Origin of the sequence: Loktanella sp. M215 (assembly GCF_021735925.1) — a bacterium.
Lineage (GTDB): Bacteria > Pseudomonadota > Alphaproteobacteria > Rhodobacterales > Rhodobacteraceae > Loktanella.
This window is the reverse complement of record NZ_WMEA01000004.1, coordinates 346,899-373,087: the sequence shown is the minus strand read 5'-3', so window position 1 is coordinate 373,087 and position 26,189 is coordinate 346,899. Positions and strand designations below refer to the sequence as shown.

Annotated in this window: 25 protein-coding genes; 16 read left to right on the top strand and 9 right to left on the bottom strand. The window is 59.2% G+C overall.

Translation table 11 applies throughout. The annotated features are described in order from the left end of the window. The first annotated feature begins 7 nt into the window (after nt 1-7). From GLR48_RS21890 to GLR48_RS21850, 9 genes are all read left to right on the top strand, one after another. Nucleotides 8-397, top strand: coding sequence for a response regulator (locus GLR48_RS21890; protein ID WP_237065643.1), 390 nt, complete (start codon nt 8-10; stop codon nt 395-397). Between the two features lie 282 nt (nt 398-679). Further along, complete coding sequence (gene rpsU, locus GLR48_RS21885; RefSeq protein WP_237065641.1) at nt 680-886, top strand: 30S ribosomal protein S21; 207 nt, start codon at nt 680-682, stop codon at nt 884-886. 382 nt (nt 887-1,268) lie between these two features. After that, the gene (locus GLR48_RS21880; protein WP_237065639.1) at nt 1,269-2,480 is read left to right on the top strand and encodes an AAA family ATPase; all 1,212 of its coding nucleotides are present in this window, start codon (nt 1,269-1,271) and stop codon (nt 2,478-2,480) included. Between the two features lie 80 nt (nt 2,481-2,560). Further along, nucleotides 2,561-3,037 carry a hypothetical protein gene (locus GLR48_RS21875; protein WP_237065637.1) on the top strand — a complete coding sequence of 159 codons (477 nt, stop codon included), beginning with the start codon at nt 2,561-2,563 and terminating at the stop codon, nt 3,035-3,037. Nucleotides 3,038-3,244: 207 nt separating this feature from the next. After that, nucleotides 3,245-3,526, top strand: a complete 282-nt coding sequence (locus GLR48_RS21870; protein ID WP_237065635.1) for a BrnT family toxin — start codon at nt 3,245-3,247, stop codon at nt 3,524-3,526. Continuing rightward, a complete protein-coding gene (gene brnA / locus GLR48_RS21865) occupies nt 3,513-3,728 on the top strand; it encodes a type II toxin-antitoxin system BrnA family antitoxin (RefSeq protein WP_237065633.1) in 216 nt (71 codons plus the stop codon). The genes GLR48_RS21870 and brnA overlap by 14 nt, the downstream gene beginning before the upstream one ends. A gap of 49 nt (nt 3,729-3,777) precedes the next feature. Then, entirely contained in the window at nt 3,778-6,345 is a 2,568-nt protein-coding gene (locus GLR48_RS21860; RefSeq protein ID WP_336886667.1) for a TerB N-terminal domain-containing protein, read from the top strand. Next, nucleotides 6,333-7,643 carry an ATP-binding protein gene (locus tag GLR48_RS21855; protein WP_237065629.1) on the top strand — a complete coding sequence of 437 codons (1,311 nt, stop codon included), beginning with the start codon at nt 6,333-6,335 and terminating at the stop codon, nt 7,641-7,643. Before GLR48_RS21860 ends, GLR48_RS21855 begins: the two co-directional genes overlap by 13 nt. Beyond that, the gene (locus GLR48_RS21850) at nt 7,640-9,796 is read left to right on the top strand and encodes a DEAD/DEAH box helicase (protein WP_237065627.1); all 2,157 of its coding nucleotides are present in this window, start codon (nt 7,640-7,642) and stop codon (nt 9,794-9,796) included. Before GLR48_RS21855 ends, GLR48_RS21850 begins: the two co-directional genes overlap by 4 nt. A gap of 331 nt (nt 9,797-10,127) precedes the next feature. Here the strand turns inward: GLR48_RS21850 and GLR48_RS21845 are convergent, their stop codons facing one another. Then, a complete protein-coding gene (locus GLR48_RS21845) occupies nt 10,128-10,967 on the bottom strand; it encodes an ABC transporter permease (RefSeq protein ID WP_237065625.1) in 840 nt (279 codons plus the stop codon). 178 nt (nt 10,968-11,145) lie between these two features. Here GLR48_RS21845 and GLR48_RS21840 point away from each other — a divergent pair, with 178 nt between their 5' ends. Both GLR48_RS21840 and GLR48_RS21835 read left to right on the top strand, forming a co-directional pair. After that, nucleotides 11,146-13,107 carry a 4Fe-4S binding protein gene (locus tag GLR48_RS21840; protein WP_336886666.1) on the top strand — a complete coding sequence of 654 codons (1,962 nt, stop codon included), beginning with the start codon at nt 11,146-11,148 and terminating at the stop codon, nt 13,105-13,107. Continuing rightward, entirely contained in the window at nt 13,104-13,967 is an 864-nt protein-coding gene (locus tag GLR48_RS21835) for an FAD:protein FMN transferase (protein WP_237065621.1), read from the top strand. The genes GLR48_RS21840 and GLR48_RS21835 overlap by 4 nt, the downstream gene beginning before the upstream one ends. A gap of 54 nt (nt 13,968-14,021) precedes the next feature. Here GLR48_RS21835 and GLR48_RS21830 read toward each other — a convergent pair whose 3' ends face one another. From GLR48_RS21830 to pedF, 6 genes are all read right to left on the bottom strand, one after another. Next, nucleotides 14,022-14,810 (bottom strand): FAD binding domain-containing protein, encoded by a 789-nt coding sequence (locus GLR48_RS21830; protein ID WP_237065606.1) that lies wholly within the window; start codon nt 14,808-14,810, stop codon nt 14,022-14,024. Between the two features lie 103 nt (nt 14,811-14,913). Further along, complete coding sequence (locus tag GLR48_RS21825; protein ID WP_237065598.1) at nt 14,914-17,277, bottom strand: xanthine dehydrogenase family protein molybdopterin-binding subunit; 2,364 nt, start codon at nt 17,275-17,277, stop codon at nt 14,914-14,916. 159 nt (nt 17,278-17,436) lie between these two features. Beyond that, complete coding sequence (locus tag GLR48_RS21820; protein WP_237065596.1) at nt 17,437-17,919, bottom strand: (2Fe-2S)-binding protein; 483 nt, start codon at nt 17,917-17,919, stop codon at nt 17,437-17,439. Nucleotides 17,920-17,942: 23 nt separating this feature from the next. Beyond that, on the bottom strand, nt 17,943-18,491 hold the full coding sequence (locus tag GLR48_RS21815) for a CoxG family protein (protein ID WP_237065823.1): 549 nt from the start codon (nt 18,489-18,491) through the stop codon (nt 17,943-17,945). Nucleotides 18,492-18,510: 19 nt separating this feature from the next. Beyond that, nucleotides 18,511-19,413, bottom strand: coding sequence for a substrate-binding periplasmic protein (locus tag GLR48_RS21810; protein ID WP_237065594.1), 903 nt, complete (start codon nt 19,411-19,413; stop codon nt 18,511-18,513). Next, on the bottom strand, nt 19,413-20,108 hold the full coding sequence (gene pedF / locus GLR48_RS21805) for a cytochrome c-550 PedF (protein ID WP_237065592.1): 696 nt from the start codon (nt 20,106-20,108) through the stop codon (nt 19,413-19,415). Before pedF ends, GLR48_RS21810 begins: the two co-directional genes overlap by 1 nt. A gap of 267 nt (nt 20,109-20,375) precedes the next feature. Between pedF and GLR48_RS21800 the strand changes: the two genes are divergently transcribed. From GLR48_RS21800 to GLR48_RS21780, 5 genes are read left to right on the top strand one after another with little or no spacing between them, the layout of a single operon-like run. Next, a complete protein-coding gene (locus GLR48_RS21800; RefSeq protein ID WP_237065584.1) occupies nt 20,376-21,413 on the top strand; it encodes an ABC transporter substrate-binding protein in 1,038 nt (345 codons plus the stop codon). Between the two features lie 2 nt (nt 21,414-21,415). After that, nucleotides 21,416-22,372, top strand: a complete 957-nt coding sequence (locus GLR48_RS21795; RefSeq protein WP_237065582.1) for a PQQ-dependent catabolism-associated beta-propeller protein — start codon at nt 21,416-21,418, stop codon at nt 22,370-22,372. Further along, nucleotides 22,369-23,088 (top strand): ABC transporter ATP-binding protein, encoded by a 720-nt coding sequence (locus GLR48_RS21790; RefSeq protein WP_237065573.1) that lies wholly within the window; start codon nt 22,369-22,371, stop codon nt 23,086-23,088. The genes GLR48_RS21795 and GLR48_RS21790 overlap by 4 nt, the downstream gene beginning before the upstream one ends. Continuing rightward, the gene (locus tag GLR48_RS21785) at nt 23,085-23,873 is read left to right on the top strand and encodes an ABC transporter permease (RefSeq protein WP_237065565.1); all 789 of its coding nucleotides are present in this window, start codon (nt 23,085-23,087) and stop codon (nt 23,871-23,873) included. Before GLR48_RS21790 ends, GLR48_RS21785 begins: the two co-directional genes overlap by 4 nt. A 3-nt stretch (nt 23,874-23,876) precedes the next feature. Continuing rightward, entirely contained in the window at nt 23,877-24,401 is a 525-nt protein-coding gene (locus tag GLR48_RS21780) for a sel1 repeat family protein (RefSeq protein ID WP_237065564.1), read from the top strand. 18 nt (nt 24,402-24,419) lie between these two features. On the opposite strand, the gene GLR48_RS21775 is transcribed toward GLR48_RS21780, so the two are convergent. Beyond that, nucleotides 24,420-25,031 (bottom strand): ABC transporter ATP-binding protein, encoded by a 612-nt coding sequence (locus GLR48_RS21775; RefSeq protein WP_237065562.1) that lies wholly within the window; start codon nt 25,029-25,031, stop codon nt 24,420-24,422. Further along, a complete protein-coding gene (locus GLR48_RS21770) occupies nt 25,028-25,996 on the bottom strand; it encodes an ABC transporter substrate-binding protein (protein WP_237065560.1) in 969 nt (322 codons plus the stop codon). Before GLR48_RS21770 ends, GLR48_RS21775 begins: the two co-directional genes overlap by 4 nt. Between the last annotated feature and the right edge of the window lie 193 nt (nt 25,997-26,189).

Sequence of the window (26,189 nt, the reverse complement as noted above, 5' to 3'; positions counted from 1 at the left end):
AGTAAGCATGAACATTACAGCCCACGTGCCGCCGGCCGTCCTGGTTGTCGAGGACGAGCCCCTGATCCGCATGGAAGCTGTCGACATGATCGAAGACGCAGGATTTAAGGTCTACGACGCATCTAACGCTGATGCCGCGATTATTTTGATGGAGCTGCATGACGACATCGGCATCCTGTTCACCGATATCGACATGCCCGGCTCCATGGACGGTATGAAGCTCGCCGCCTACGTGCGTGATCGCTGGCCGCCGGTCGCGATCATTATCGCATCAGGCAAGGTGGACCTCAAAGATATGCATGTCCCAGAGGGATCAAAGTTTTTTCCGAAGCCCTATCCAACAGAACACATCGCTCAGATTTTGGGGGATATTGCCAAGCAGTTACAGCTTGCATGAAAAGTGGCTGGATATCTCTGATTTGTATATAAAATGAGTTTCGCTGACCCAACGCCGCGCGGCGCCGCCAATCTTTCCGCTGTAGTGGCATTTTTAAGTTTCCGACCGGCCTCTCAGTCAGGAGCAGATTTGACGCTGGCAACAGATCTGCATCAATGCCACATTAACCTTGTCTCAACTGTCATCGCTGCCTCAAAATATCAACGTCCTCAATGCGGACTTGCTTAAAGTCAAACGTTTTATATTGTTGCCGCTGTAATTTCCAAGATTGTGAAGCTCCACATGCTTGTTAGTGTCCGCGATAATAACGTCGATCAGGCGCTGCGCGTCCTCAAAAAGAAGCTGCAAGGCGAAGGCGTGTTCCGCGCGATGAAGCTGAAGCAACATTTTGAGAAACCGTCCGTTTGTAAGGCACGTGAGAAAGCGGAGTCCATCCGCCGGCAGCGTAAGCTGGCACGCAAGAAGGCGGAGCGCGAAGGCCTGTTGTAACCAGACGGCAATCGCTCAGAGGCAAATCGCAACGAGCGTTCTAGGTACGGCACCGAAACGGATAAATTCTAGGTAGCAGCGCCATTTGGGTCAGAATTACTGACATATCGCATAATGAGAATTATGTAATATACAATTCTCAAACCGTGGCACCGCCACATTCAGAATTATCAAAAGTCCGATCTTCGCGGAAATCGCTGCCGACTGCGCCATGGCCTCATGTGCTCTCATCGAGAATTCGAATGAATCTGAGGACTATCCGATCGTGCTCCATAAGTCTGCCTGCTGAATGGAACCATTTTGTAAATTTCAAAACGCGCTTTTGCCAGAATTTCGTTGAAAAATGCTTTTCGCCTTGTAGGTTACGGCACAGAGGGACTGCATGTTGTACCGCATAGAGATCGAGAACTTCTTTTCCGTCCGCGAGCGGCAGGTCATTGATCTCACCGTCGGCCGCAAGGTACCCGATGAACCTGGCCGCTTGGTTCCGATCCACGATGGATCCGATCTGAGGGCGCCATCGGTCGTGGCGATCTACGGGGCCAATGCCTCAGGCAAGTCGAACGTCCTACGGGCAGTGGCGTTCGCGGCCTGGTTCATACAGTCGAGCTTTCAACAGCAGGCCGGGAACGCCCTTCTCTACCAGAAATTCGAAACCAAGGAGATGATTGGAAAGATTACGCGTCTTTCGCTTACATTCGCCGGACTCGATGGGATGATGACGGGAGATTTGTCGAAAACATGTCCCTACGTCTACACCCTTGAGCTTTCATCACGAGACACCGAGGGAGACCGCGTCATTTTGGAAAGCCTGTACTACAGGCCGTCCGCGACTGCCCGCATGTCTCGTATATTCGAGCGGAATGAGGACGGGGAAGTTAAGGCTGCGAAGTGGGTAGCTACTTCCAAGGAGTTGTCGGTTTTAAAGTCGATCCTCCGTCCCGATGCCAGCGTCATCTCTACACTGGGACAGCTCAACAACGCGCTGGCCCTGAATTTTATCCGCTCTGCGAATGCGATCGATTCCAACATTCTTCTGACCCGCTTCGAACAATCGGACAGTGATCTGCTTAAGCAATACGCGCGAAATGACCTGCTGCTCTTGGACCTGAATAGGGACATCCGACGAATAGATCTGGGCGTCGACCAAGTTCATATCGTCGCCGAGAATGGCGGGCCGGTGGCGCGCTTCGTTCATGCCGGGTTAGACGGTGCCTTGCCGCTGCTCATCGAAAGTCACGGCACGCAGCAGTTCTTCAAGATCTACCCCCTCCTCCACCGGGCGCTGGCATTGGGCGGCATAGCATTGGTGGATGAGCTAGATGTCGCAATTCATCCCGCGATCCTGCCGGAAATCCTGCGCTGGTTTTTTGATCCTGACCGCAATCCCCACGGTGCCCAGCTTTGGATGAGTTGCCACGCTGTTTCCTTGCTTGATGACCTTCTCAAGGAGGAGGTGGTCATTTGTGAGAAGTCTCCGTCCGGTGCGACCGAAGTCTATCGCTTGGCCGATATCCAAGGCATTCGCCGTGACGACAACATCCTTCAGAAGTATTTGGGAGGCGTTTACGGCGGCGTGCCCAGCATCGGATGAGACAGCGGCGCGGCATCCCGCAGAGATCCCGGATATTTTTGGCCTGTGAAGGCGAAAGCGAGCAGTCATACGGCGTCCTGTTGCAGAAGCTTGCCGATGCGCAGGACAAGAGGTTTTTCATGGTCACCCAGAACCTCCGGGGTGGCGGAAACCCTTTTAGGCTGGCGAACCGGGCCATTGAGGGCTTCCGCAGGGAGCAGGCCAAGGCCGCCTGCGTCGCCAAGGTGATCATGTTGGATGCCGATCTGCGCGGCCAGATGCCCGACCATGCGAACCGCGCCGAAGATCTGCTGCGCCGGGAGGGTTTCATCGCCATCTGGCAGCGCCCAGATCACGAAGGCCTGCTGCTCCGCCATTTCGAGGGCCATGAGCGCGCTGATCCCCCGGCTGGTCGTGCGATGGAGGCGCTCCAAGCTGTCTGGGATGGCTATCGTAAGAACATGTCTTCTTCCGATCTCCAGAAGGTGCTCACACATAACCATGTGTTGCGCGCCGCGGGCGTCGAGGCCCCGCTTATGGCCTTGTTGATCGTGCTCGGCCTCGTGCGGGTACCGTGATCCGGGCACAAAATCCGGGTTAGGCCAAAGCGTTACGAAAATGAATATCAGACATGCCCTCATTTGGAGAAAACAGTATGTGCGATGCCCTAAGCCGATTTTGTGGCCTTCGTGCCCTGTGTCCTTGTCCGCAAACCGGGGTATGCTGATCACTTCGCAGATTTTCCCCGCAGAAGGTACATGAAAAGATATAGTAATTATACTTTTTTGCGTTATATTCTGTTTATGAAGTTCGAGTATGACCCCGACAAAAGCGCTGCGAACCGTGAGAAACACGGGATTGATTTTGATGAGGCTCAGGCCCTGTGGGACGATCCATATCTTATCGAGGCCCCTGCGAACGTCACCGACGAGCAGCGCTTTTTGGCAGTCGGCTTGATCGGGGCCAGGCATTGGACGGCGATTTATACATACCGGAGCAGCCGCGTGCGGATCATTTCAGTCCGGCGCGCCCGCAAGCAGGAGATCGACTACTATGAAATCGACTGAATTCGACGAACGTTTCGATGCGGGAGAAGATATGTCCGCCAGTGTCGATTGGTCAAAAGCCCGTAGGCTCAATGTTGAAGCGAAGCGCGTCAACGTGGATTTTCCAACCTGGGTTGTTACCGGGCTGGACCGACAGGCTCAAAAGCTTGGTATCACCCGTCAGGCGCTGATCAAGATGTGGATTGCCGAGCGGCTTCAGTAGCATTTCTATCTTCGCAGGATTGGTGGACTGTCGTTAGGGTCGCTGGTGAATGACCGTATTAAACCATAAAGGGGTCAGGCCGATCCGCAGGTTCTTTTTGTTTCTCTTCAGGTGTCTGCGGATCGTGGTGGTCTATCTGCTTGGTGTCTTGATTGCTGGTTTACTAATTATTGGTCCACTGTCTGGATTTAGCCTGCTCTTACAGGCCGTAATAGTTTTGGTCGTTCCGATTCTTTTGACATGGTGGAATGAACGGAGGATTGGGCGGCGTGTGGTTGGCAATGCTGGCACATCACCTCAGGTTGTTTCTTCGGCTGACAGACATGAACCCCTCGTAAAACCGCTGATGCGTGCTGGATCCGGTCTCACAACAAACGCGCCTGTACCCCCTGCCCTATCATCAAAGCCTCCAGCCCTTCCATTAGTAGAGCTGCCGGGAGCGTCACAAGCGCACCAGTGGCCAAAACCTGCGGCTCCGCCGATGCCCGTCAAAATCGCTCCGCCAGCCAAATCCCCAGCCGTTCCACGCCAGCGGGGCTGGATTGGTCCTGACGATAGCGCCGAAGTTGCGGGTAGGGGCATAGGTGGAATGCTTTATATCGGTGTGGCCCCACGGGTTTCTGGTCGCGGGTTTGAGGAATCGTGTAGAGCCTATATTGACCCCTCTCTGCCAGTTAGCCGCGCAGGCACCTACTCTGCCGCGCGGATGCCATACTGGCCCGGCTATGCTGATATCGGGCCATCCCACCGCGCGACCTATCTGGACTGGCTAGCGGGCGGGCGGCGAGACCCCAGTGTCGATGCTGGATACATGTTCCTCTATTTCTACGGATTGGAACGCCGTTTCGTCGCAGACGATCCGACCCCGGCGGAACGGCGCATTATTCTTGACGAGGTACTGCGTCTGAAAGCGCTTTTCGCAGACAACCATTCAGCACAACGGTATCTTGGCGACTTTGTGGCGGTCGCCATGGTCAAGTTAGATCCTGTGCCAGAGGATCCTCTTACCGTAGACCGCAATGGCTGGGACGTCCCCTTGCCTTTGGCGATTGGCCTGGGTGTACGTATCGCACGCGGTGAAGCCCTGTCCGCCGATTGGCTGCTTGCGTGGTTCCTGTGCCATCCTGAGAAAATTTTGCGGACTCCGGCGCGACGGGCATCTACGGCATTTGAAGCCATGTTCACACAGCTTTTCAAAGACCGCTTTCCCGACGGGCTGAAAGTGACAAAGCCTCGCAAGACGCTGTCAGCTACGTACCAGGCAGCCTCAGGTGAATTCACAGCAGACCTGACTCCAGAAGTGGACGGGAGCCGGGTACTTGACGTCTCGGGCCTCCGCAAACCGATTGAAATTGCGCAAGAAATTGCTGACGAAGCCATGAACTCGCTAGATGCCTACAGTCGATTATTGGGACGTGACGAGTCGGCGGCCGATACGCTGCGTGCCCATTTGATGTTGCCTGCCGCTATACGGTCGCAGTTTCCCTGCCCGGCGCGCGATGATCTGATGGAGTGGGCGCAAAGTATCATCGCAAATGGTAGCTTGGTTCCAGTGCTTGACGCAATCGAACGGGTCACTGGCGCGCGGCCAGATAAGCCGGGTAAACGCGACCTGTGCGACGTATCTGACATGCTGATCCGGATCGGAATTGGTATGGCCCCGGACCCCCGGTTTGCACTTCGTCTTCCCAAACCGAAAGAACCAGTGGTCCTTTTCGATCTGGGACAAGAAACAGACGAGCCTGAGACTGTTTCACCCCCATATGTCGCGGCGATGTTGCGGATTGCTCTGGGGGCTCATGTCGCGCAAGCGGACGGTCGGATTGCCGAGTCAGAGCGAACCGCCCTGATCGCACAGGTCGAATCTGAAGTTCTAGCGACCGACAACGAGCGCCGTCATCTGATGGCCAATCTGATGTGGTTCCTTTCCGTCCCGCTTGACTTGGCGATGCTACGTAAGCGTTTGAAAGAGGCATCGCCAGCAGAAGCCGATACCTTTCGCGCGGCTCTGGTGGCAGCTGCGCATTCGGACGGAGAGGTCTCGCCCGATGAGGTCGCAAGCCTAGAAAAGGCCTATCGCGCTCTCGGTATTGACGCGGGACTTGTCTATTCAGACTTGCACGCAGGCGAGGCGGCCGATCCAGTTGCGGTCCGCGCAGCGCGCCCCGGTGCTTCCGGAGAAGTGATCCCGACAGGGCCTGTGCGCTTTGGTCCGGCGCCCCTCAATCTTGACCGGGTTGCCGCGATCCGCACCGATACAGCGCGAGTGTCCGCAGTTCTGGGTTCGATTTTTCAAGACGACGCCAGCACGCTGTCAGTGGTCAATGCGGAAACGGAGGACTCGAGTCCGTCGGCAGTTTCGATCCTTGGTCTTGATCCGGCACACACGCGGATCGTGCGCCTGTTGCTGACACAAGATCATTTGGACGCGGAGACTTTCGACGGACTTTGTCGTGCCGAAGGGCTCATGTCGGCGGGTGTTTTGGAGACAATCAACGAATGGGCATTCGACACATATGACGAGGCGCTGATCGACGCTTATGACGGCTATGACATCGAACCACAGATCGCAGCCACCCTGCGCACGCAAATGGAGAAAAGCCCATGTCCCAACTGAAACCTCGCGAGCGCGATGCCATCGTTCAGGCCTTGCGGGCGGGTGTCGTTCCCAAACAGGGTTTGCGGCACATCCAGGTTGGTCGGGCCAGAGAGATCGAAGAAATGGTTCGCGATGTAGAACGGATCGCAGACGGGGGTGCGGCGATCCGCTTCGTAATTGGGGAATATGGGTCCGGAAAGACATTTTTCATGAACCTTGTCCGGCTGATCGCGCTGGAAAAGGGGCTTGTCGTGATGTTTGCCGATCTTGCGCCCGACCGCCGCCTTCATGCAACAGGCGGTCAGGCCCGAGGCCTTTACGCTGAAATGGCTCGAAATCTGTCAACACGGACAAAACCCGATGGGGGCGCGATGGCCAGTGTGGTTGAACGGTTTGTCGGCCAGGCCGCGCAGGACGCCGAGGCACGGGGCGTGCAGACCGGCAACGTCATTCGAGAGCGCTTGGCCCACTTCGAAGAGTTGACGGGCGGATTTGAATTTTCAGAAGTTGTCCGGCGCTATTGGGAAGGGCACGAGACCGATGATGAGGAACTAAAATCTTCGGCACTGCGCTGGCTGCGAGGTGAATTTGCCACCCGGACTGATGCGCGCAAGGCACTCGGCGTCCGCGGAACCGTCGATGACGCGAATGTTTACGACCACCTAAAGCTGATGGCCGAGTTTGTTCGTGCCGCAGGATACAAGGGCTTGCTTGTCGGTCTGGACGAGATGGTTAACCTGTTCAAACTGACGTCATCGCAAGCACGCAATGCCAACTACGAACAGATCCTGCGCATCCTCAACGATGTCCTTCAGGGGTCCGCAGCGCACTTGGGCTTTTTACTCGGCGGCACGCCAGAATTCCTGATGCATACGCGGCGTGGGCTTTACAGCTACGAGGCTTTGCAATCGCGACTTGCTGAAAATACTTTCGCACAAGGCGGCCTTGTAGACCTTTCAGGTCCGGTACTGAGATTGGTCAGTCTGACCCCCGAAGACCTTTTCGTGCTGCTGACCAATGTCCGCCTTGTCATGCAGCCAGACAACCCTGTCCCAGATGAGGCGCTGACAGCTTTCATGGTCCACTGTCAGGACCGGATCGGTGAGGCGTATTTTCGGACGCCGCGCAACACCGTCACGGCCTTCGTTAACCTGCTGGCTGTGCTTCAACAGAACCCCGGCACAGACTGGCACGATCTGATTGCAAGAATTGAGGTCGCCCCCGAAACCGGTGACGATATGAGCGATATCGACGCTGCAACCGGTGCGTCATCGGCTCCTGCTGCCGACGATGATTTGGCTAGCTTCAAACTGTGACTGCGTTTGACCGGCTTGCTCGTCCGGTTCAGAAATGGATCAGGGGTCAGGGTTGGCGCGAATTACGTGACATCCAGGTCCGCGCCGCGGATGCCATTCTGGGGCGTGACGCCGACGTCATCATCGCAGCTGCGACGGCCGGTGGTAAAACTGAGGCGGCGTTTCTGCCTTTGCTATCCGACGTGTTCGACCGGCCTTCTGATGTCGGCGGGTTCGACCTCTTATATATTGGACCGCTCAAGGCTCTGATTACCGATCAGGCGGCACGGCTTACCATGATCTGTGATGAGGCCGAACTGCCAGTGACGCCATGGCATGGCGATATTGCCCAATCGTCGAAAGCTCGCGCGATCAAGGCTCCGCGCGGTGTGCTACTGATCACGCCAGAATCTTTGGAGGCGCTATTTGTGCGACGTGGTGCCGAAATCCCGCGCCTATTCGCCGCCACCCGTGCCGTAGTGCTGGATGAAATGCACACGATGCTCGATAGTGAACGGGGCGTTCAGACGCGTTCCTTGCTGACTCGACTGGACCTCGCACGCGGCAGGCGACTACGCCGGATCGGTCTGTCTGCGACCTTGGGTGATTTGAACCTTGCGCGGGCTTATCTTCAGCCTGACAACCCGAACTCTGTACATTTGATCGAGGCCGATGGCGGCGAGTCGGAGCTGCGCCTGCAGTTGAAAGGCTACACGACCGGCGCAGAAGGTGATAGCTCTGCGCAGGCCCAAGTCGCTCAAGAGCTGTTCACCCGTCTGCGCGGCAGCGACAACCTTGTCTTCGCTGGAGCACGTGGACAGGTCGAATTTTATGCTGATGCCTTGCGACACCTGTGCGAACGTCAGGCCCTCCCGCAGGAATTCTATCCTCACCATGCAAGCCTGTCGCGCGAACACCGCAGCTTTGTCGAAATACGTTTGAAGAATGGCCAGTTGCCGACCACCGCCGTCTGCACGTCGACTTTGGAATTAGGCATCGACATTGGCGATATCGCCTGCGTCGCTCAGATCGGCGCACCCTTCACGGTGTCGGCGCTACGCCAGCGGCTCGGCCGATCGGGGCGGCGGGCGGGAGTCCCGGCTATTCTGCGGCAATACGCGATCGAAGCGAAGATCGAAGGAACGTCGGATCTCAGCGATCGCCTGCGGCTAAGACTCGTGCGAGCCATCGCCATGATTGAACTGCTGCTTGAAAACTGGTGTGAGCCTCCAAGGACGAGTGCCCTGCATTTGTCTACGTTGGTGCATCAGATTCTGTCGATCATTGCCGAACGTGGTGGTGCCACGGCGGCTCGCCTGTTCCGTGTTCTGTGTCGCGAAGGTCCATTCCGCGTTGTTGACCCGCAGACTTTCGGCGCTGTGCTGCGGGCCTTGGGCAATCCTGATACAGGTCTGATAGAACAAGCTGCCGACGAGCTGCTGCTGCTTGGTCCTGCAGGTGAACGGATCGTGGAGCATTATTCTTTTTACGCTGTTTTCCCGACACCCGAAGAATACCGCCTGCTCGCGGGCGGGCGAGAGATTGGTACGTTACCAGTCGACAACGTTCTGGCACCGGGGATGCTTCTTATCTTTTCAGGCCGACGTTGGCGGATCGTCGAGGTCGACGACCGTGACAAGGTGATCTCATTGGCCCCTGCCCCTGGCGGGACGGTTCCAATCTTTGGAGGTGATCCGGGCGATATCCATGATGTCGTCATTGCGCGGATGTTCACGGTGCTGACGGGTGACACGGTGCCTGTCTACCTGGACACTGCAGCGGTCCAGCTTCTGGAGGAAGGGCGCCGTGAATATAAACGGTTGGGGTTTTACCGGACCAAGATTGTCGACCAAGCGCTTGGCGCTTGGATTGTAGCAACGCAAACGGGCACGGCTGTGACTACTACTTTAGCCCTAGCATTGCAGTCGCAGGGTTTCAAAGTTCAAGCGTATGACGGCTTTTTAGAGTTGTCCCATGACGAGGCGGATCTACGCTCCGTTTTGCAAAAGCTAGCTGACGGGGAGATGGACAAAATCATTCCACGCGACGCGATCTTGTCATTCGAGAAATTTCATCCCCATCTCACCCGCGATCTGCTGATCCAAGACGCTTTGTCTAGCCGACTCAAGGCTGACATGCTTACTCGCCTCTGTCACGATTTGCTAACGAAATAAGGAAGATTTGAGCGCGCGAGGCTATGACATCGCACAAAGCTGGAGGGACTTGTGTTTCAGGTCACTAAAGATCCGGGCGTATCCAATGAGCGACAGGACCATCCTCTGGGCTTCAGCGACTTCGTCATGTGCCCCCGACAGAATAATCTGTCCGGAAACCCGTCCGAAAATTATGTTGTCCAACTACCCGTCACAAAGGCGGTCTGGGACCAACATCGCGTTTGTCCATCAAACGCACGTTTGAAGTGTTGGCTGACTACAGCTTGGTCAATAAATGAAAATCATATTGCTTTAATAAATTGTTAATTTCATTCGACATTTTTCAGGAAATTCACACCAATGAACGGCGGCTGAAAATTATACCGGTTTGTCTCCATCGCGTTGCTTTGGACTCAATCCGTTGCATAATCCCGTATTCGATCCCCAACATGACCACGATAAAGGACAAGGCGTAGGCCATGATGTATGGTACTTCAAAAAGCTGAAAATACAGGTGGACTTGAAAACCGATACCGTCCGGTCGTCCCAGAAACTCGACGACAAGAACTAGTTTCCAGATGATTGCAAGGCCGTTGCGCGCTGCTGCCGATAGATAAGGCGCTAGCTGGGGGATCACGACATGGCGAAGACGGGCGATCCTCGACAGGCTAAAGATTTGGGTCATATCCTTTAATGAGCGATCCAGCGCCCGCGCCCCTTCTCGCACGGTCACGATCACCGTTGCCGTTTTGTTGAAGCTGACGGCCACAATCGCCGCCGTTTCGTTCAACCCGATCCAAAGATAGCACATCACGATCACCACCAGCGCAGGTATGTTCAGCGCCACGACAACCCATGGGTCTAGCCATCTGTTTAGGCGCGGCATCGTGCCTAGCATGATCCCAAGCACGACTCCGATTGACATTGAGATGACGAACGCCAGCGTGACACGCACCAGAGTTGGGATCAGATGGTGCAGCAGTTTGCCGCTCGCCGCCTCGGTCCACATAATCGCCGCGACGCGGTGCGGTGCCGGAAATGTGCGTGGCGTATCGATCCACCAGGCGGCAACGGCCCACAGTACAATCAGCGCAAGCAGAGACGCTGCCGTGATTGAGGTTGATGTTATCCTTTGGTGCAAATGCGTCACTCCCCACTGTATGGTGCGGGTTGCCTTGACCAGCGTCAACATTCCGCCTCCGTCCCGCGACTTTGGTCCTATGTTCGTTCCACTTTCCTGTTCTTAGTGTCGGCACATGGGTGGAGCCGTGCGTATTCTTTTGCTGTGTCTGACCGTCTGCTTGGCGACCTTTGCCGGGCCGCAGACCGCTCATGCGCAACTGACCAAGGCCGATCTTGAACCTTTCGTCATGCCGCCCTTTTCCATCGGAGAGCCGATAAACGAGAAGGGTGTTTGGGAGCTGCTCAATTCTGGTGGTGCACTCGCCGGTTATGTCTTTGAAACGGAAGAAATGGCACCACTGCCCGGCTTTTCCGGCGCGCCTATCAATATTTTTGTTATGCTGGACCTGAACGGCACCTTCATGGACGTACGCCTGATTTCCCATAACGAGCCAATCTTCGTTTCGGGGCTGGGCGAAGCGCCCCTTCGTAAATTCTTTGAGCAATACCGTGGTCTGTCGATCAATCAGAGCCTTGTCGTCGGCAATCCTTATGGCGGCGCAGGTGAAGGATCGGCGCTGATCTATCTGGACGGTGTGACCAAGGCGACGGCTTCTATCCGTATCGCACACGAAAGCATCCTTGCCGCGACTCGCGCTGTGGCCCGAGAAAAGATGCAGGGCGTGGCGTCGGCGCCGCCTGCATATCCAAATCCGGAGTACACCGAAGACCTCGATTGGAACGCGTTGGTCGCAGACGGCTTAGTGACCCGCAAAACTGTCCTGAACAAAGAGGTCAACGCCGCCTTCGCGGGCACCGTCTTCGTGAACGACGACCCTGTGGCACAGGCCGATCCAGATGGCGTCTATCTGGATCTCTACGTCGTCGATATTGGCGCGCAATCTATCGCCGCAGCCGCCCTCAGTCCGCAAACTTTGCGAGAATTGCAAGCATTCCAGCGTATTTCCAAAACGGATGAACCAATCCTGTTGATCGATGCGGGCCGCCACGGCCTTGTGAGTCCTGACTTCGTCCGTAACACATCTCCGGATTGGCTTTCGGCAGAACAGGACAAACTCCCCATCGCATTGCGCGACGCGGACCTCTTCGTGACTCTGTCACCGCAGGCGCCGCAGGGCACTGCGATCATCTTGCGCACCGACCGCCGTCTTGGCTTCGATCCGACGCGTGAATGGACACTGAACGTACAAGCAATTCGTGAACACGGTCAATTCATGCCGCAAATCGGTCAGACCACTCTTACCGCGACCCATGCCACACCGGACCGGTTCTATCTACGCCCGGTCGAGGAGGTCGCCGAGAGCCCCTTTGCGGGCGCCGTGCGCAATCGCCAATCCGACTTGATCGTACTGGGCGTATTCCTTATGGGCCTGCTTGTGGTTCTGGGACCCGGGCAAAAACGCTTTGCTGCACTGACGGGCTTTACACCGGTGCGCCTGGCAATTCTTGCTTTCGTGCTGGGCTTCGTCGGTTGGTGGGGGCAAGGGCAACTTAGCATCGTCACGGTGCTGGGCGTAATCCGCACCACGGTCTTTGGCGGGTCTTTCAACTTTCTGCTTTATGATCCGTTCGGAACGCTGATCTGGGTCGTCGCCATAGCAGGATTTGTGCTGTGGGGGCGCGGGTTGTTCTGCGGCTGGCTTTGCCCCTTTGGTGCGTTGCAGGAATTTGCCCACCATCTAGGTCGCCTGTTGCGCCTGCCGCAATGGGAGGTCAACCGGACATGGGACCAGCGCCTGAAGTGGATCAAATACGTCCTGCTCGCGGGCCTTGTCGCCACGATTTTCATAGCCCCCGACAGCACTGACAAGGTCGCGGAAATCGAACCTTTCAAGACCGCCATCACCGTCTTCTTTGTCCGGGACTGGTATTACGTCATCTACGCCGCCTTCTGGCTTATCCTTGGTATGGTGACGTTCAAAGGCTTTTGCCGCTACGTCTGCCCCTTGGGGGCCGTCATGGCGATTGGTGGTATGATCCGCACGCGGTCATGGATTCCCCGCCGTGCGGATTGCGGATCACCCTGCCAGTTGTGCCGCGTCAAATGCAAATACGGTGCGATTAAGAAAACCGGAGAGATCCAGTATGATGAATGCTTTCAATGCCTGGATTGCGTGACGATTCACGACGACCCGAAACAATGCGTCCCGCTGATCCTAGCGGCCCGCGACCGCAGGAAAGCTGCATGAAGCGCCGCCGCTTCCTCACCCTGATCGCTGGCACACTCGTCTGTCCGTGCGGGTCAAAGGCATCCGTGTGGCAAGGCACGGCACTTGGGGCCGATGTATCAGTCACCCTGACCGGGCCAGGGTCTGACGCCGCCCTGTCACAGGTCCGAGCCACCCTGATGCGGATGGAGAAGCTCTTCAGCCTCTACCGCGCCTCTCAACTGACCCTGCTGAACGCCACAGGTATACTGCCCGCCCTCCCGCCAGAGATGCTTGACCTTTGCCGGATAGCGGGACAGGTTCATGCCCTGACCTCTGGCTGTTTCGACCCCACGGTGCAATCTTTGTGGACGGCGCTTGCCACGGGCGGTGACATCGCCGCCGCACGGCGTTTGATCGACTGGACGGCTGTGACGCTGGATGCAAGCGGCATTACCCTCGCCTCCGGTCAGACGCTGACCTTCAACGGAATCGCTCAAGGCTTTGCAACGGATGTCGTCACCGCCGAATTGGCCGCCCTAGGCTTTACCAGAGCTCTGATCAACATTGGCGAATACCGCGCATTAGGTGGCCCTTGGCATGTCGCAATCGCCGATCCGGCGTTCGGTGTGCTGGCGCAAACCACCCTGACCGGACAAGCGATCGCGACATCCAGCCCCGCCGCGCTGATGGTCGGCGGTCAGCCGCATATCCTGTCCCGCGACGGTGCCGCGCCGCACTGGTCCACAGTCAGCATCACCGCCCCTACCGCCGCTATGGCAGACGCGCTGTCCACAGGGTTCTGCCTGATGGATCGCATGGCGATCCGCGCGACCCTGTCCCGCCTGCCTGGCGTGACGGCGCGCCTGATTGACACCGCAGGTAACCTCACCACCGCATAGAAAAACCCCCGCCGCATCCGTGCGACGGGGGGTCATATACCTCTCGAATGGTGCTTATATCGCCGCCTTCACCGCGCGTTTGGCCATAACGTTGCAGAGGTGCGCGCGGTAGGGTTTGTCACCGTGCAGGTCGGCGATCATGGTGTCGGGGTCCATCGCGATGCCGTCCAGGGATGCGGGGTCGAAGCGGGCGGTCAGCGCCTCTTCGGCCTGCGTCCAGCGGAACACGCCGCCTTCGGACGCGCCGGTGATCGCCACGCGCACGCCGTCGCCAAACCGCGCCACGAAGACCGCCACCAGCGGGAACCGCGACGCGGGCTGGATGAACTTTTCGTAGGCCGCAGCCACGGGCACCGGGAACTTCACCTGCGTCACGATCTCGCCCTCCTCCAGGGCGGTCGCGAACATGCCCTGGAAATAATCGTCCGCCGCGATCTCGCGCGTGTTGGTCACGATCACCGCACCGGACCCCAGCGCCGCCGCCGGATAGCAGGCCGAGGGGTCGTTGTTCGCCAGGCTCCCGCCGATCGTGCCCCGGTTGCGCACCGCCGGATCGCCGATCCGCGCCGCGAGATGCGCCAGCGCCGGATAGCCCGCCGCCGCCTCCCGCGCCACCTGCGCATGGGTCGTGGCCCCGCCGATGCAGATGCGGCCCGCGTCGTCGGTGCAGACCCCCTTCAGCTCCGGAATGCTGTGCAGGCTGACCAGCCGCCCCGGGTCCGCCAGCCGCGCCTTCAGCGTCGGGATCAGCGTCTGCCCGCCCGACAGCGCCTGCCCGCCGCCCGCAATCGCCGCCACCGCATCAGCCAGCGTCGTGGGCCGTTCGATCTCGAATGCATACATGATGTTTTATCCTTGTCCTGTGACCAGCCCCGCAGTCCCCTGCTTCTTCTGGTCAAAAATACTTCGGGGGTCCGGGGGCTGGCCCCCGGAACACCCCCTCACCCTATTGCATCGCCGCCCAGACGCGGCTCGGCGTCAGCGGCATGTTGATATGCGCGACCTTTTTGCCGCCCCCCGAGTTGATTGCGTCCAGCACCGCATTGACCAGGCTCGGCGGGCTGCCGATCGCCCCCGCCTCGCCGCAGCCCTTCACGCCCAGCGGGTTGTGGGTGCAGGGCGTCTGGCAGGAATGGTCCACCGTGTAGAACGGCACATCCTCCGCCCGCGGCATCGCGTAGTCCATGTAGGACGCGCTCAAGAGCTGCCCGTCGCTGTCATAGACACAGCCTTCCAGCATCGCCTGACCGATGCCTTGTGCGATCCCGCCGTGCACCTGCCCCGACACGATCATCGGGTTGATGATGTTGCCGAAGTCATCCGCCGCCGAGAAGCGCTCGATCTTCACATGCCCCGTCTCCGGATCCAGCTCCACCTCGCAGGCATAGGCGCCAGAGGGATAGGTGAAGTTGGCCGGGTCGTAGAACGCCGTCTCCTCCAGCCCCGGCTCGATATCCGTCAGCGGATAGTTGTGCGGCACATAGGCCGCCAGCGTCACGTCGCCCCAGGCCACGGACTTGTCCGTGCCCGCCACGCTGAACCGCCCGTCCTTCAGCTCGATGTCGCCCTCAGAGGCTTCCATCAGGTGGGCCGCGATCTTCTTGGCCTTGTTGATCACCTTCTCGGCGGCCCGCACCATCGCGGACCCGCAGACGGCCAGCGACCGCGAGCCATAGGTGCCCATCCCGAAGGGGATCTTGGAGGTATCGCCGTGCACGATGTCGATCTGGTCCTCGGGGATGCCGATCATCTCGGAAATCACCTGCGGGAAGGACGTCTCGTGCCCCTGCCCGTGGCTGTGCGCGCCGACCATGACGCTGATGCTCCCCGTCGCATTCACCCGCACCGTGGCCGCGTCATAAAGACCCGCCCGCGCGCCAAGCTGTCCCACCAGGTTGCTGGGGGCGATGCCGCAGGCCTCGATGTAGCAGTTCACGCCCAGACCGCGCAGCTTGCCCGTCGCCTCGCTCGCCTTGCGCCGCGCGTCGAAGCCCGCAAAGTCCGCGATGTCGATCAGCTTGTCCATCGTCGCATGGTAATCGCCGGTGTCGTATTCCACCGCCACGGGCGTCGCATAGGGGAACGTGGTGATGAAGTTCTGCCGCCGCAGCGCGATCGGATCGACGCCCAGCTCGCGCGCCGCCATGTCGATCACCCGCTCCAGCTGGAACGTGGCCTCGGGACGGCCCGCACCGCGATAGGCATCGACGGGGACGGTATTGGTGAACACCGCCTTCACGTTCACGTAGATATGCGGCGTCTTGTAATTGCCCGCCATCAGCGTGCCGTGCAGCCAGGTCGGCGTGCAGGACGCGAAGGTCGACAGATACGCCCCCATGTTGGCATAGGTCTCGGTCCGGACCGCGACAAAGTTGTTGTCCTTGTCCAGCGCCAGCTCGATCTTGGTCACATGGTCGCGCCCGTGCGCGTCGGACATGAAGGCCTCGGACCGCGTGCTGGTCCACTTGACCGGCCGGTTCAGCGCCTTGGCCGCAAAGGTGCAGAAGGCTTCCTCCGCGTAGTGAAAGATCTTGGTCCCAAACCCGCCGCCCACGTCGGGGGCCACGACCCGCAGCTTGTGTTCCGGAATGCCCAGCACGAAGGCCCCCATCAAGAGCCGGATCACATGCGGGTTCTGGCTCGTGGTGTGCAGCGTGTGCATGTCGTCGGCGCGGTTGTACTCGCCCACGGCCACACGCGGCTCCATCGGGTTGGCGACGAGGCGGTTGTTCACCAGCTCCAGCGTGGTGACATGCGCAGCCCCCTTGATCGCGTCGTCCACCGCCTGCCGGTTGTCTTCCACGAAACCCCAGTCATAGCACAGGTTGCCGGTCAGATCGTCGTGCACCTTCGGCGCATCCGCCTTCACCGCCTCCTTCATGTCGATGACCGCCGGCAGCGTGTCGTAGTCCAGCACGATCGCCTCCGCCGCGTCGCGGGCCTGGGCCAGCGTGTCGGCCACCACCGCACAGATGGGCTCGCCCACGTGCCGGATCTTGCCCTGCGCCAGCACCGGGTGCCGCGGCTCCTGCATCGGCGCCCCATGCCGGTCAGTGATCAGCCAGCCGCAGGGCAGACCGCCCACCGCCTCGAAGTCGGCACCCGTAAAGATCCGGTGCACCCCCGGCATCGCCGCGGCCGCAGCCGTGTCCACACCGTTCAACTTGGCATGCGCCACATCCGCGCGCAGGAAATGCACGTGCAGCTGGCCATAGATGTTGATGTCGTCCGTATAATTGCCGGTTCCGGTCAGGAACCGCACATCCTCGCGCCGCTTGCTGCTGGCACCGATTCCGCTGTCCTTGGGCATGATCTGGTCCTCTCCCTGCAGGTCGGACGCATGCGCCCCTCCCCCTGCTTCTTCTGGTTTGAAATACTTCGGGGGGAGGCGAAGCCGGGGATCGTCATTGTTCGCCATTGGTTCAAGAACAATGGACGATGCCCCCCGGCCACCCTCACCCCCGCAAACTCACTCCGCCGCCAGCGCCGGCATCTCCTGCCCCGACGCCGCCATGATCGCCTTCACGATGTTATGGTAGCCCGTGCAGCGGCAGATGTTGCCCTCCAGGTGGTGCCGCACCTCCGCCTCGCTGGGCCTGGGGTTCTCCTTCAGCAAACTCGCCGCCGCCATCACCATCCCCGGCGTGCAGAACCCGCACTGCAGCCCGTGGTGATCCTGGAACGCCTGCTGGATCGCAGACAGCGTCCCGTCAGCCGCAGCCACCCCCTCGATCGTGGCCACCTCCGCACCGTCCGCCTCCACCGCGAACATGCTGCAGGCCTTCACCTGCAACCCGTCCACATGCACCGTGCACGCCCCGCACTGCGACGTGTCGCACCCCACATGCGTCCCCGTCAGATGCAGATCCTGACGCAGAAAATCCACCAGCAATGTCCGGCCCTCAACATCACCAGCAACCGAACGACCGTTCACAACCATCGAAATCTTCATGGTTTTTCCTTCAATTAATTTCCTTAGTTCTTCGATCCGATCAGGCGTTTGACCCAGCCCTTCTTTTCCGCGATAGTGTCTTTATTCTTTTCCGCCACCGACGTGTCGTCGTGGTTGGCATTTTCGGCGTCGCCGCCCTCGACGGCTTTTTTAAAGTCGTCAAAGAACTGGTCCGCCATCTTGCGCGCGAAGCCGTCGATGATCCGGCTGCCAAGCTGCGCCATTTTGCCGCCGACCTTGGCATTCACGTCATAGCTCAGCTTCGTGCCGGTCCCGTCCGGTGTCAGCACCACGTCCGCTCCGCCCGAGGCAAAACCAGCAGGGCCTCCCTTGCCCTGACCGGTGATCGTCAGGCTGTGCGGTGGTTTCATGTCGTTCAACGTCACCTCGCCTTTAAAGGTCGCCTTCACCGGACCGACCTTCTGCACCACCGTGGCGGTAAAGCCGTCGTCTGGATTGCCGTCCATGTCGGTGCAGCCGGGTACGCATCGACGTAGCACGTCAGCATCTAGCAGCGCTGTCCAGACCGCCTCCGGCGGCGCAGAAATGTCGCGAGTATCTTTGAGTTCCATGTCCGGTAATCCTGTTATTTTAGCGCTGTGGCGCATCGTAGCTGAGGCCATGACTTGCAAAGATTTCAGCAATGCGCCCGTCGTCGAGTGCAGCGCGGATTGCATCGTCAACGGCGTAGCCGAGGTAGCGATAGCGTGTGTGAACGGCCAGTCCGACAGTCCAGGTGCCTACCGCAAGGCCCGGCAATGGCGGCTGGTGGACGTCGCCATCTGCGGTCAGGCCCGCCTGAAGCTGTGCCCGGGGGCCCATCACTGCCATCACGTCGCCGGCGGCCATTGCGAGCATTGCAGCGGCAACAGTCGGGTAATGCTTCATCTTAGGGATCAACATTCCATTGCCGATACCCGCAAGATAGAAGTCCGCTATGGTGTCATTTTCCACGCCGACAGTGTCGTAACGGAAATATGCAGGGACTGGAGGGGAATCTGGATAATCCGTTTTATTATAAGCAATTGCGATGGTTTCTTTTGCATATTGGCCATTGAATACGACCTGATCGACGCGGCATGCAAAGTTTACGTCATAGGGAACGTGCAGCATGACGTTGTCCACAGATCCGCCCGTCGGTGGGCCCTGCCAGATCCAATTTCGCAAGTCGGCCTCGACCGTTTCGCCGGCCGGCACGAGGTCGAAGCGGGCTTCGACCCCCAAAGATTCAGCGATTAGGCGACCAATCTCTATGTCGACACCGGTAGGCTGATTATTTTCGGCGTAAGACCATGGCGGAAAATTTTCATAGGCTGCAAAGGTAATGAACCCCTGCGCCTGAATGGTGTCCAGATCCTGGCCGACGATGTCACGGCTGGCGTTTTGAGGTTTTGGTTCAGGCACGTAGCCTTCGCAGGCGGCGAAGGCAGGCGCGGTCCAGCCGAGTGCCAGACAGGTCAAACCTGCAAGGGCAAGGGAAGGCCGCGCAAGCATCAGTTATGGACCGAAAGACCGACGGTCAGCGTCTCTGCTGCCTTGCCGTAGGACGCTGGTGTGCCGTCCAGCTGTGACGCTGCGTGGAAGGCCACGCTGTCAGCTACCGGCGCGCCCGACAGGGTTGGGATGCGGGTTGCGATGTCGTCCAGCTTCGTTTTCATAGCTTCGTCGTCCGGGGTGCCTTCACCCTTAGCCCATTGATCCAGCTCGTCGCGCAGATCCTTAAGGGCGGCGCTTTCGGTCAGCACGGCCTGATCGTCGGGCCGCGTTTCAATATAGGTGCGGATCGCCCAAGCGGTCTTCTGGCTCAGAACATCGGCAAAGGCCGGCATCTTGGTAATTCCGCCTTGCGTCATGCCTTGCTGGAAACGTTCAGTAAACCATTCATCGTCGTAATCGGCCGCCTGAAGCATGCGTAGATCGGGAGCCAGACCACCGGAAATCGCGCCGAGTCCGTGGCAGCGTGCGCAGTTTTGTGTAAAGGCGCTCTCGCCAACCTCAATCGCACGCACCCATACATCGTGGCCCGCATCGCGGTACGGGTTTTCGGTCAGCCATTCGTCGCCCACATCGGGCAGGCCGGCGTTGTCGACCTCTGTAATCCCGAGTGGCAGGCCAGCGGCAAAAGCGGTGCCAGTAAACAGGGCGATTGCAGCGGCAAATGCCGCCCCTCGCGGGAATGCGGATGTCATTTTTGTCTCCTCCCAGATGCGTCGGCACAAGTCATAAACCGCATCGCGTCCTGTTCGGTATTGGACCTTTGTGCCATGCCCTCAGGGAGGGCGACCTTGGTCGTATGCCACATGCGCAGGAGCGGGTGTTAACGTCGCAGCCAAGAGGAGTCCGTGATGTGGAAATGGTGTCTTGCGGGAGTGATCGCAGGTTGGACTGGAACGGCTGCCGCACAAGTCGACGTCGGTATAACCTATTTGCGGTTGGATGACCGAAAACCGCCCACGTTGTCCGATATTGACCCCGACCCAGCCGACTTTGGCATCGCAGGCGCCCGGCTGGGGCTGGCGGATAATGCCACGACGGGACAATTCCTGAATCATTCATACTCTCTGCCCGAGATCACAGAGACGACCGTAGAGGCACTGTTGGCGGCCAGTGCTGATGTCACCGGCCTGATTGTGGTGCAGGCACCGGCCCCGGTTGTGCTGGCTGTGGCCGACGCCCATCCGGAGGCATTGGTCTTCAACGTGGCCGCCGCGGATGACAGGTTGCGCGGCGACGATTGCCGCCCAAATCTGTTTCACAGTGTCCCGAGTTTTGCCATGCGCGCAGACGCGCTGGCACAGTTTCTGGTAACCAAGCGGTGGACCGATGTGGCGCTCGTGACAGGTCCGACCCCTGTGGACGTGGCTTTTGCCGATGCGCTGCGACATAGCGCGGAAAAATTCGGGCTGCGCCTTCGTGGCGATGCGCCTTGGGGCTTTACCGGTGACATCCGGCGCACGACGGGCGACGAAGTGCCAACTTTCACGCAAAAACTGGGCGACTTCGATATGTTGCTGGTCGCGGATGAAATCCATGATTTTGGACGCTATCTCAATTACAACACCTGGAACCCGCGTCCCGTCGGCGGTTCAGAGGGACTGACGCCTGTCGCATGGTCGGCCGTCGTCGAGCAATGGGGGGCGGAGCAGTTGCAGTCCCGGTTTCGCGACTTGGCCGGCCGTGGCATGCGCGCCACGGATTACAGCGCCTGGGCCGCGATCCGCGCCATCGGGGAAGCGGTGACACGCACAGGCACCGCCGACGTGGCGTCACTGCGTACCTACATGCTGTCCTCTGACTTTACGCTAGCGGGATTCAAGGGGCGGCCCCTGTCGTTCCGCGCTTGGAACGGGCAACTGCGCCAGCCAATTCCGCTGGTGGATGCCCGGGCCATCGTCGCTGTAGCTCCGCTGGAGGGTTTTTTGCATCCGGTGACGGAACTTGACACGCTGGGCGGTGACCGGCCCGAATCCACCTGCACAGCTTTCGGAGAGTGAAATTGAAAATCCTTGCCCTATTGGCCCTGATCGCAAGCCCAGCCGTTGCCGACGAGATCTGGGTGACCAACGAACGTGACGACACAATCAGCGTGATCGACGCCAGTACGCTGCTGGTTACGCGTACGATTCCAGTCGGCGAACGTCCGCGCGGCATAACTTTTGCGCATGATTTCTCGGTTGTCTACGTCTGCGCATCTGCCAGCAACACGGTTCAGGTCATCGACCCGGTTAGCGGAGAAATCCTGCACGATCTGCCTTCGGGCGAGGACCCGGAGCAGTTCGTACTGCACCCGGACGGTAAACACCTGTACATCGCCAACGAAGACGACGCGATCACAACCGTGGTGGATGTGGAAACCCGCACTGTCGTGGCACAGATCAGCGTCGGGATAGAACCTGAAGGCATGGCTGTGTCACCGGACGGTAAGAGCGTTATCACCACGTCAGAGACGACGAACATGGCTCACTGGATAGATACGGAAACCAAGACGATTTACGCCAATACCCTTGTCGACAGCCGACCGCGCGACGCGAGCTTCGTTAAGAATGGCACTGAGCTTTGGGTCAGTGCCGAGATCGGCGGTACCGTCACGGTCTTTGCCAGCTCCGACCAGACGGAGTTGGCCAAGATACGCTTTGAAATCCCAGGTGTGCTGCCGGAATTGATCCAGCCCGTCGGCTTTGTATTGACGCAAGATGAAAAAACCGCCTTCGTAGCGCTTGGTCCTGCCAACCACGTCGCAGTCATCAATGCTGAAACCTACGCCGTCGAACGCTACATCCTTACCGGTCGGCGCGTCTGGCACATGGCCTTCAACGCGGACGAGACGAAGCTGTTCACTACCAACGGCGTCAGCAGTGACGTGACTGTCATCGACGTAGGGAACGAAACAGCTGAGACGACGATTGCGGTTGGACGTTTCCCGTGGGGTGCGGCCTTGCGGGTGATGGATTGAGCGGACTTCAGGTCAACCATGTCGGATTTTCTTATGGTGCAAAACGCGCGCTGGATGATGTCACGTTCGCGGTCACGCCGGGCACTTTCTGCGCTCTTCTGGGGCCGAATGGGGCGGGCAAATCCACATTGTTTGGATTACTGACGCGACTGTTCACCACGCCCGATGGGACAATCAAGGTCGCAGGGCATGATTTGGCTACTGATGTGCGCCGCGCCATGGCGCAAATCGGGGTGGTGTTTCAGCAAAGTACGCTTGATCTGGATCTGAGCGTGCGACGTAATCTGCTTTATTTTGCGGCGCTGCATGGGCTGGCGGGGCCCAAAGCGACCTCCCGCGTTGACGAGGTGCTTGATGTGATGCGCATGAAGGAACGTGCGCATGAGCGCGCGCGGGACCTGAATGGCGGCCACCGCCGGCGCTGCGAAATAGCGCGCGCGCTTATGCATGAGCCCGCAGTGCTGCTACTGGACGAACCCACAGTCGGTCTTGACGCCGCTTCGCGCGCAGGGATCGTGGATCATGTCCATGACCTTTGCACGCAGCGCGGACTAACTGTGTTTTGGGCGACCCACCTGACGGACGAGGTGCGTCCGGCAGATCAGGTCGTCATTTTACACAAAGGCTTGGTTCTCGCCGACGCCTCTTGTGCTGTCTTGACCGAAGGTGGCAACCTTCAGGATATTTTCCTGCGGCTGACGCAGGTGCCTGTGTGATCTGGTGGATCGCCCTGCGGGCCATTGTCGGGCGCGAGGCGCTGCGCTTTGTTCAGCAGCGCGGGCGATTTGTTGCGGCGCTGGTACGGCCGCTGATTTGGCTGCTGGTCTTTGCGGCTGGATTTCGTGCTGCCCTTGGCCTTGCGATTATCCCGCCCTATACGAATTATATCAGCTACGAGACCTATATCGTCCCAGGTCTTTGCGGGATGATTTTGCTGTTCAACGGGATGCAGTCGTCACTGTCACTGGTGTACGACCGCGAAATGGGGTCGATGCGGTTACTGCTGACCGCCCCGCTGCCCCGCTGGTTCCTGCTGGGGGCCAAGCTGGTCGCGGGGACCGCGATCTCGATCCTGCAGGTCTATGCGTTTCTGGCGATTGCGGCCGCCTTCGGGATTACGGTCAAGCCTTTGGGATATGTCGCAGCGCTGCCCGCGCTGGCTGTCACAGGCCTGATGCTGGGCGCGCTGGGGCTAGCGCTGTCCAGCCTCATCAAACAATTGGAAAACTTCGCGGGAGTCATGAACTTCGTCATCTTCCCGATGTTCTTTCTCTCATCCGCCCTCTACCCGCTGTGGAAGATGGCGGAATCGTCTCAATTGTTGTACCGATTATGTGCAGTGAACCCATTTACCCATGGCGTCGAACTCGTCCGTTTTGCACTTTACGGGCAGCTTGACGGGCCGTCGCTGGGGTGGACCCTGCTGGCACTGGCCGTCTTCATGGGTGCCGCGATCCGTGGCTATGACCCGGCTCGCGGCATGATCACGCGAAAGGGATAGTCGATGCGATATGTTCTGGCCTTGATGATGCTGCCGGGTCTAGCGGTGGCGGACGAATATGGCACTACAAACCCCGAAGAGTTGACGATGAACAAGGTGCTGGAGGATATAGCACAGGGCCGCACCAGCATGACGAATTGCGCGGCGGGATATCTGATGACGAAATCTGGGCGGCACGGTGCGGCACGGCAGACGTTCGAGACCTGCGCAGGCGACGGCTATTCCGGAGCGATGACATGGATGGGGTATCTGGACAACAACGGCTTTGGTGGGGAATACGACCCTGATGCAGCGGCGGCGTGGGATCGCAAGGCGGCCGAGGCGGGCGATTCCGTCGGTCAATTCAATTACGGCCTGTCGCTACTGCGCGGCTATGGCGTGGCGCAGGACGCGGCGGCCGGGCGGGCCCTGATCGACCGGGCGGCCGCGACAGGATTGCCGATTGCGCAAAGGTTACAGGCGGCGGGCTACGATCCCGACGAGGTCACTCCGGACGCGGACAACTGGCGGTATGCACCTGTGAATTGAGGCTGTGAAAGTCGCACCTTAGGCCGGTGCAAAGGTGTCTGCTGTTATCGTCGCGGGGTGGCCCGACAGGGTCAGGATGCGCGTGGCAAGGCGTTGAGCTTCATCAGTCGCGTGGGTAACCAGTATGGACGCCATATTGTGCCGTGCGCGTAGGGCAGCGAACAGGGTCATCATGTCATCCGCGGCGGCGGCGTCCAGCGACACGAAAGGTTCGTCTAGCAACATCAGGTCCGGATCGCAGGCAAAGGCGCGGGCCAGCGACAGCCTGCGCTGCTGACCCAGCGACAACTGATCCGTAAAGCGATCCGCGAAATCCGAAAGGCCCACTTCTCGCAAGGCGGCCAACGCCATGGGCGCACCGATCTTCGCCGCAATCTCGATATTGCGCCGCGCAGTGCGCCAGCGCAGCAGCGTCGGTTCCTGAAACACGAACGCCACGCGCCCGGTGATCCGGCGTGTGCCGCTTGCGGCATGGACGCCCGCGATGATCCGCAGCAAGGTGGATTTACCGATCCCGGACGGGCCGGTCAGGGCTAGTGTCTCGCCACGATCCACGGTCAGCGCCAGCGGACCCAGCACCGGGGTCCCACCAAACGAAAATCCTGGCAGATCAAGGCTGACGACGGTCATTCGGCCGGGGTATAGAACAGGCCGTCCGGCAGCGCGGTCACGTCGCCGACCAGGTCCGTGCCGCCCAGATCCGCCATGACCTTTAGCATCTTGTCGGCGGCGTCCAGATTGACGGCACCCGGTGCGGGGGTGCCCGCGTTGAACCCGTTCTGCAAGGCCACGAATTGCGCATCATCATCGACGCGCATCCGGTCACGCAGGCGCGCCCAAGCCGCGGTGTCCGACGCGAGTTTCGCCTTTGCCGCGGCACTGGCCTTGGCCATGCCTGCGACAAGTTCGGGCTGATTGCGCAGCATGTCGCCGCGCACGACGTAGCCCAGCAGCGGCGTCGCAGGATCAAGGCCCAACGCGGCGGCGGCCGTATCGACAGAGATCAGTTCCCGCATTCCCGCGGTCTTCATCCTGGCCAAGAAGTGCCAGAAGTTGATCGCGCCATCGACTTCACCTGTCGTGGCCGCATTCATGATCAGCGGCGCAGCGCCAAAGACCTGTTCCGTCTCAGTGGCAAGGTCAAAGCCGTATTCCTGCTGGGCATAGGCGCGCAGGATGATCCAGCTTTTGTCAAGTTGCCCGCCCGCAATACCGATTTTGCGGCCCTTCATATCTGCTAGCGTCTGTGCGGTGCTATTGGCAGGCACCAGCATGCCTCCCACAGCACGGCTGTAGGGAATGAACACGAAATCTGCGCCCGCCGCCCTTTGTCGCGCGACCCAGATCCAGTCGCTGACAATCATGTCGACCGCCCCGCCCTGAAATGCGATCTGTGCCGCGTCGCCCCCCGCCATCCCCTGCACATCGAGGGTAAAGCCGTTTTCGGTGTCGAACCCGTAATGCTTGATCGTGTCCAGTTCCCAGTTGACTGTTCCCGATTCCTGCACCGCGACACGGATCGTGGCGTCCTGCGCGCTGGCAAAGGTGGCGGTCAGGGCCAGAAGGACGGCAGCCACCGCAGTTTGGATTGTCATGAAAGTCTCCCCTGTCATCGCACAACTTATATCATCACACAGTTAGGGGAATGAGACCTAAGCCGTAAAGTTCACGTGCCTCCGACTACGACCATGGTGTCATTTCACCGCAACGCCTTCACGCCGATAGTATCCGCAGGTCGGACCCAGCGTCACCTACGCGGCGAGGACCGGGGAGAAAACGACACATCAA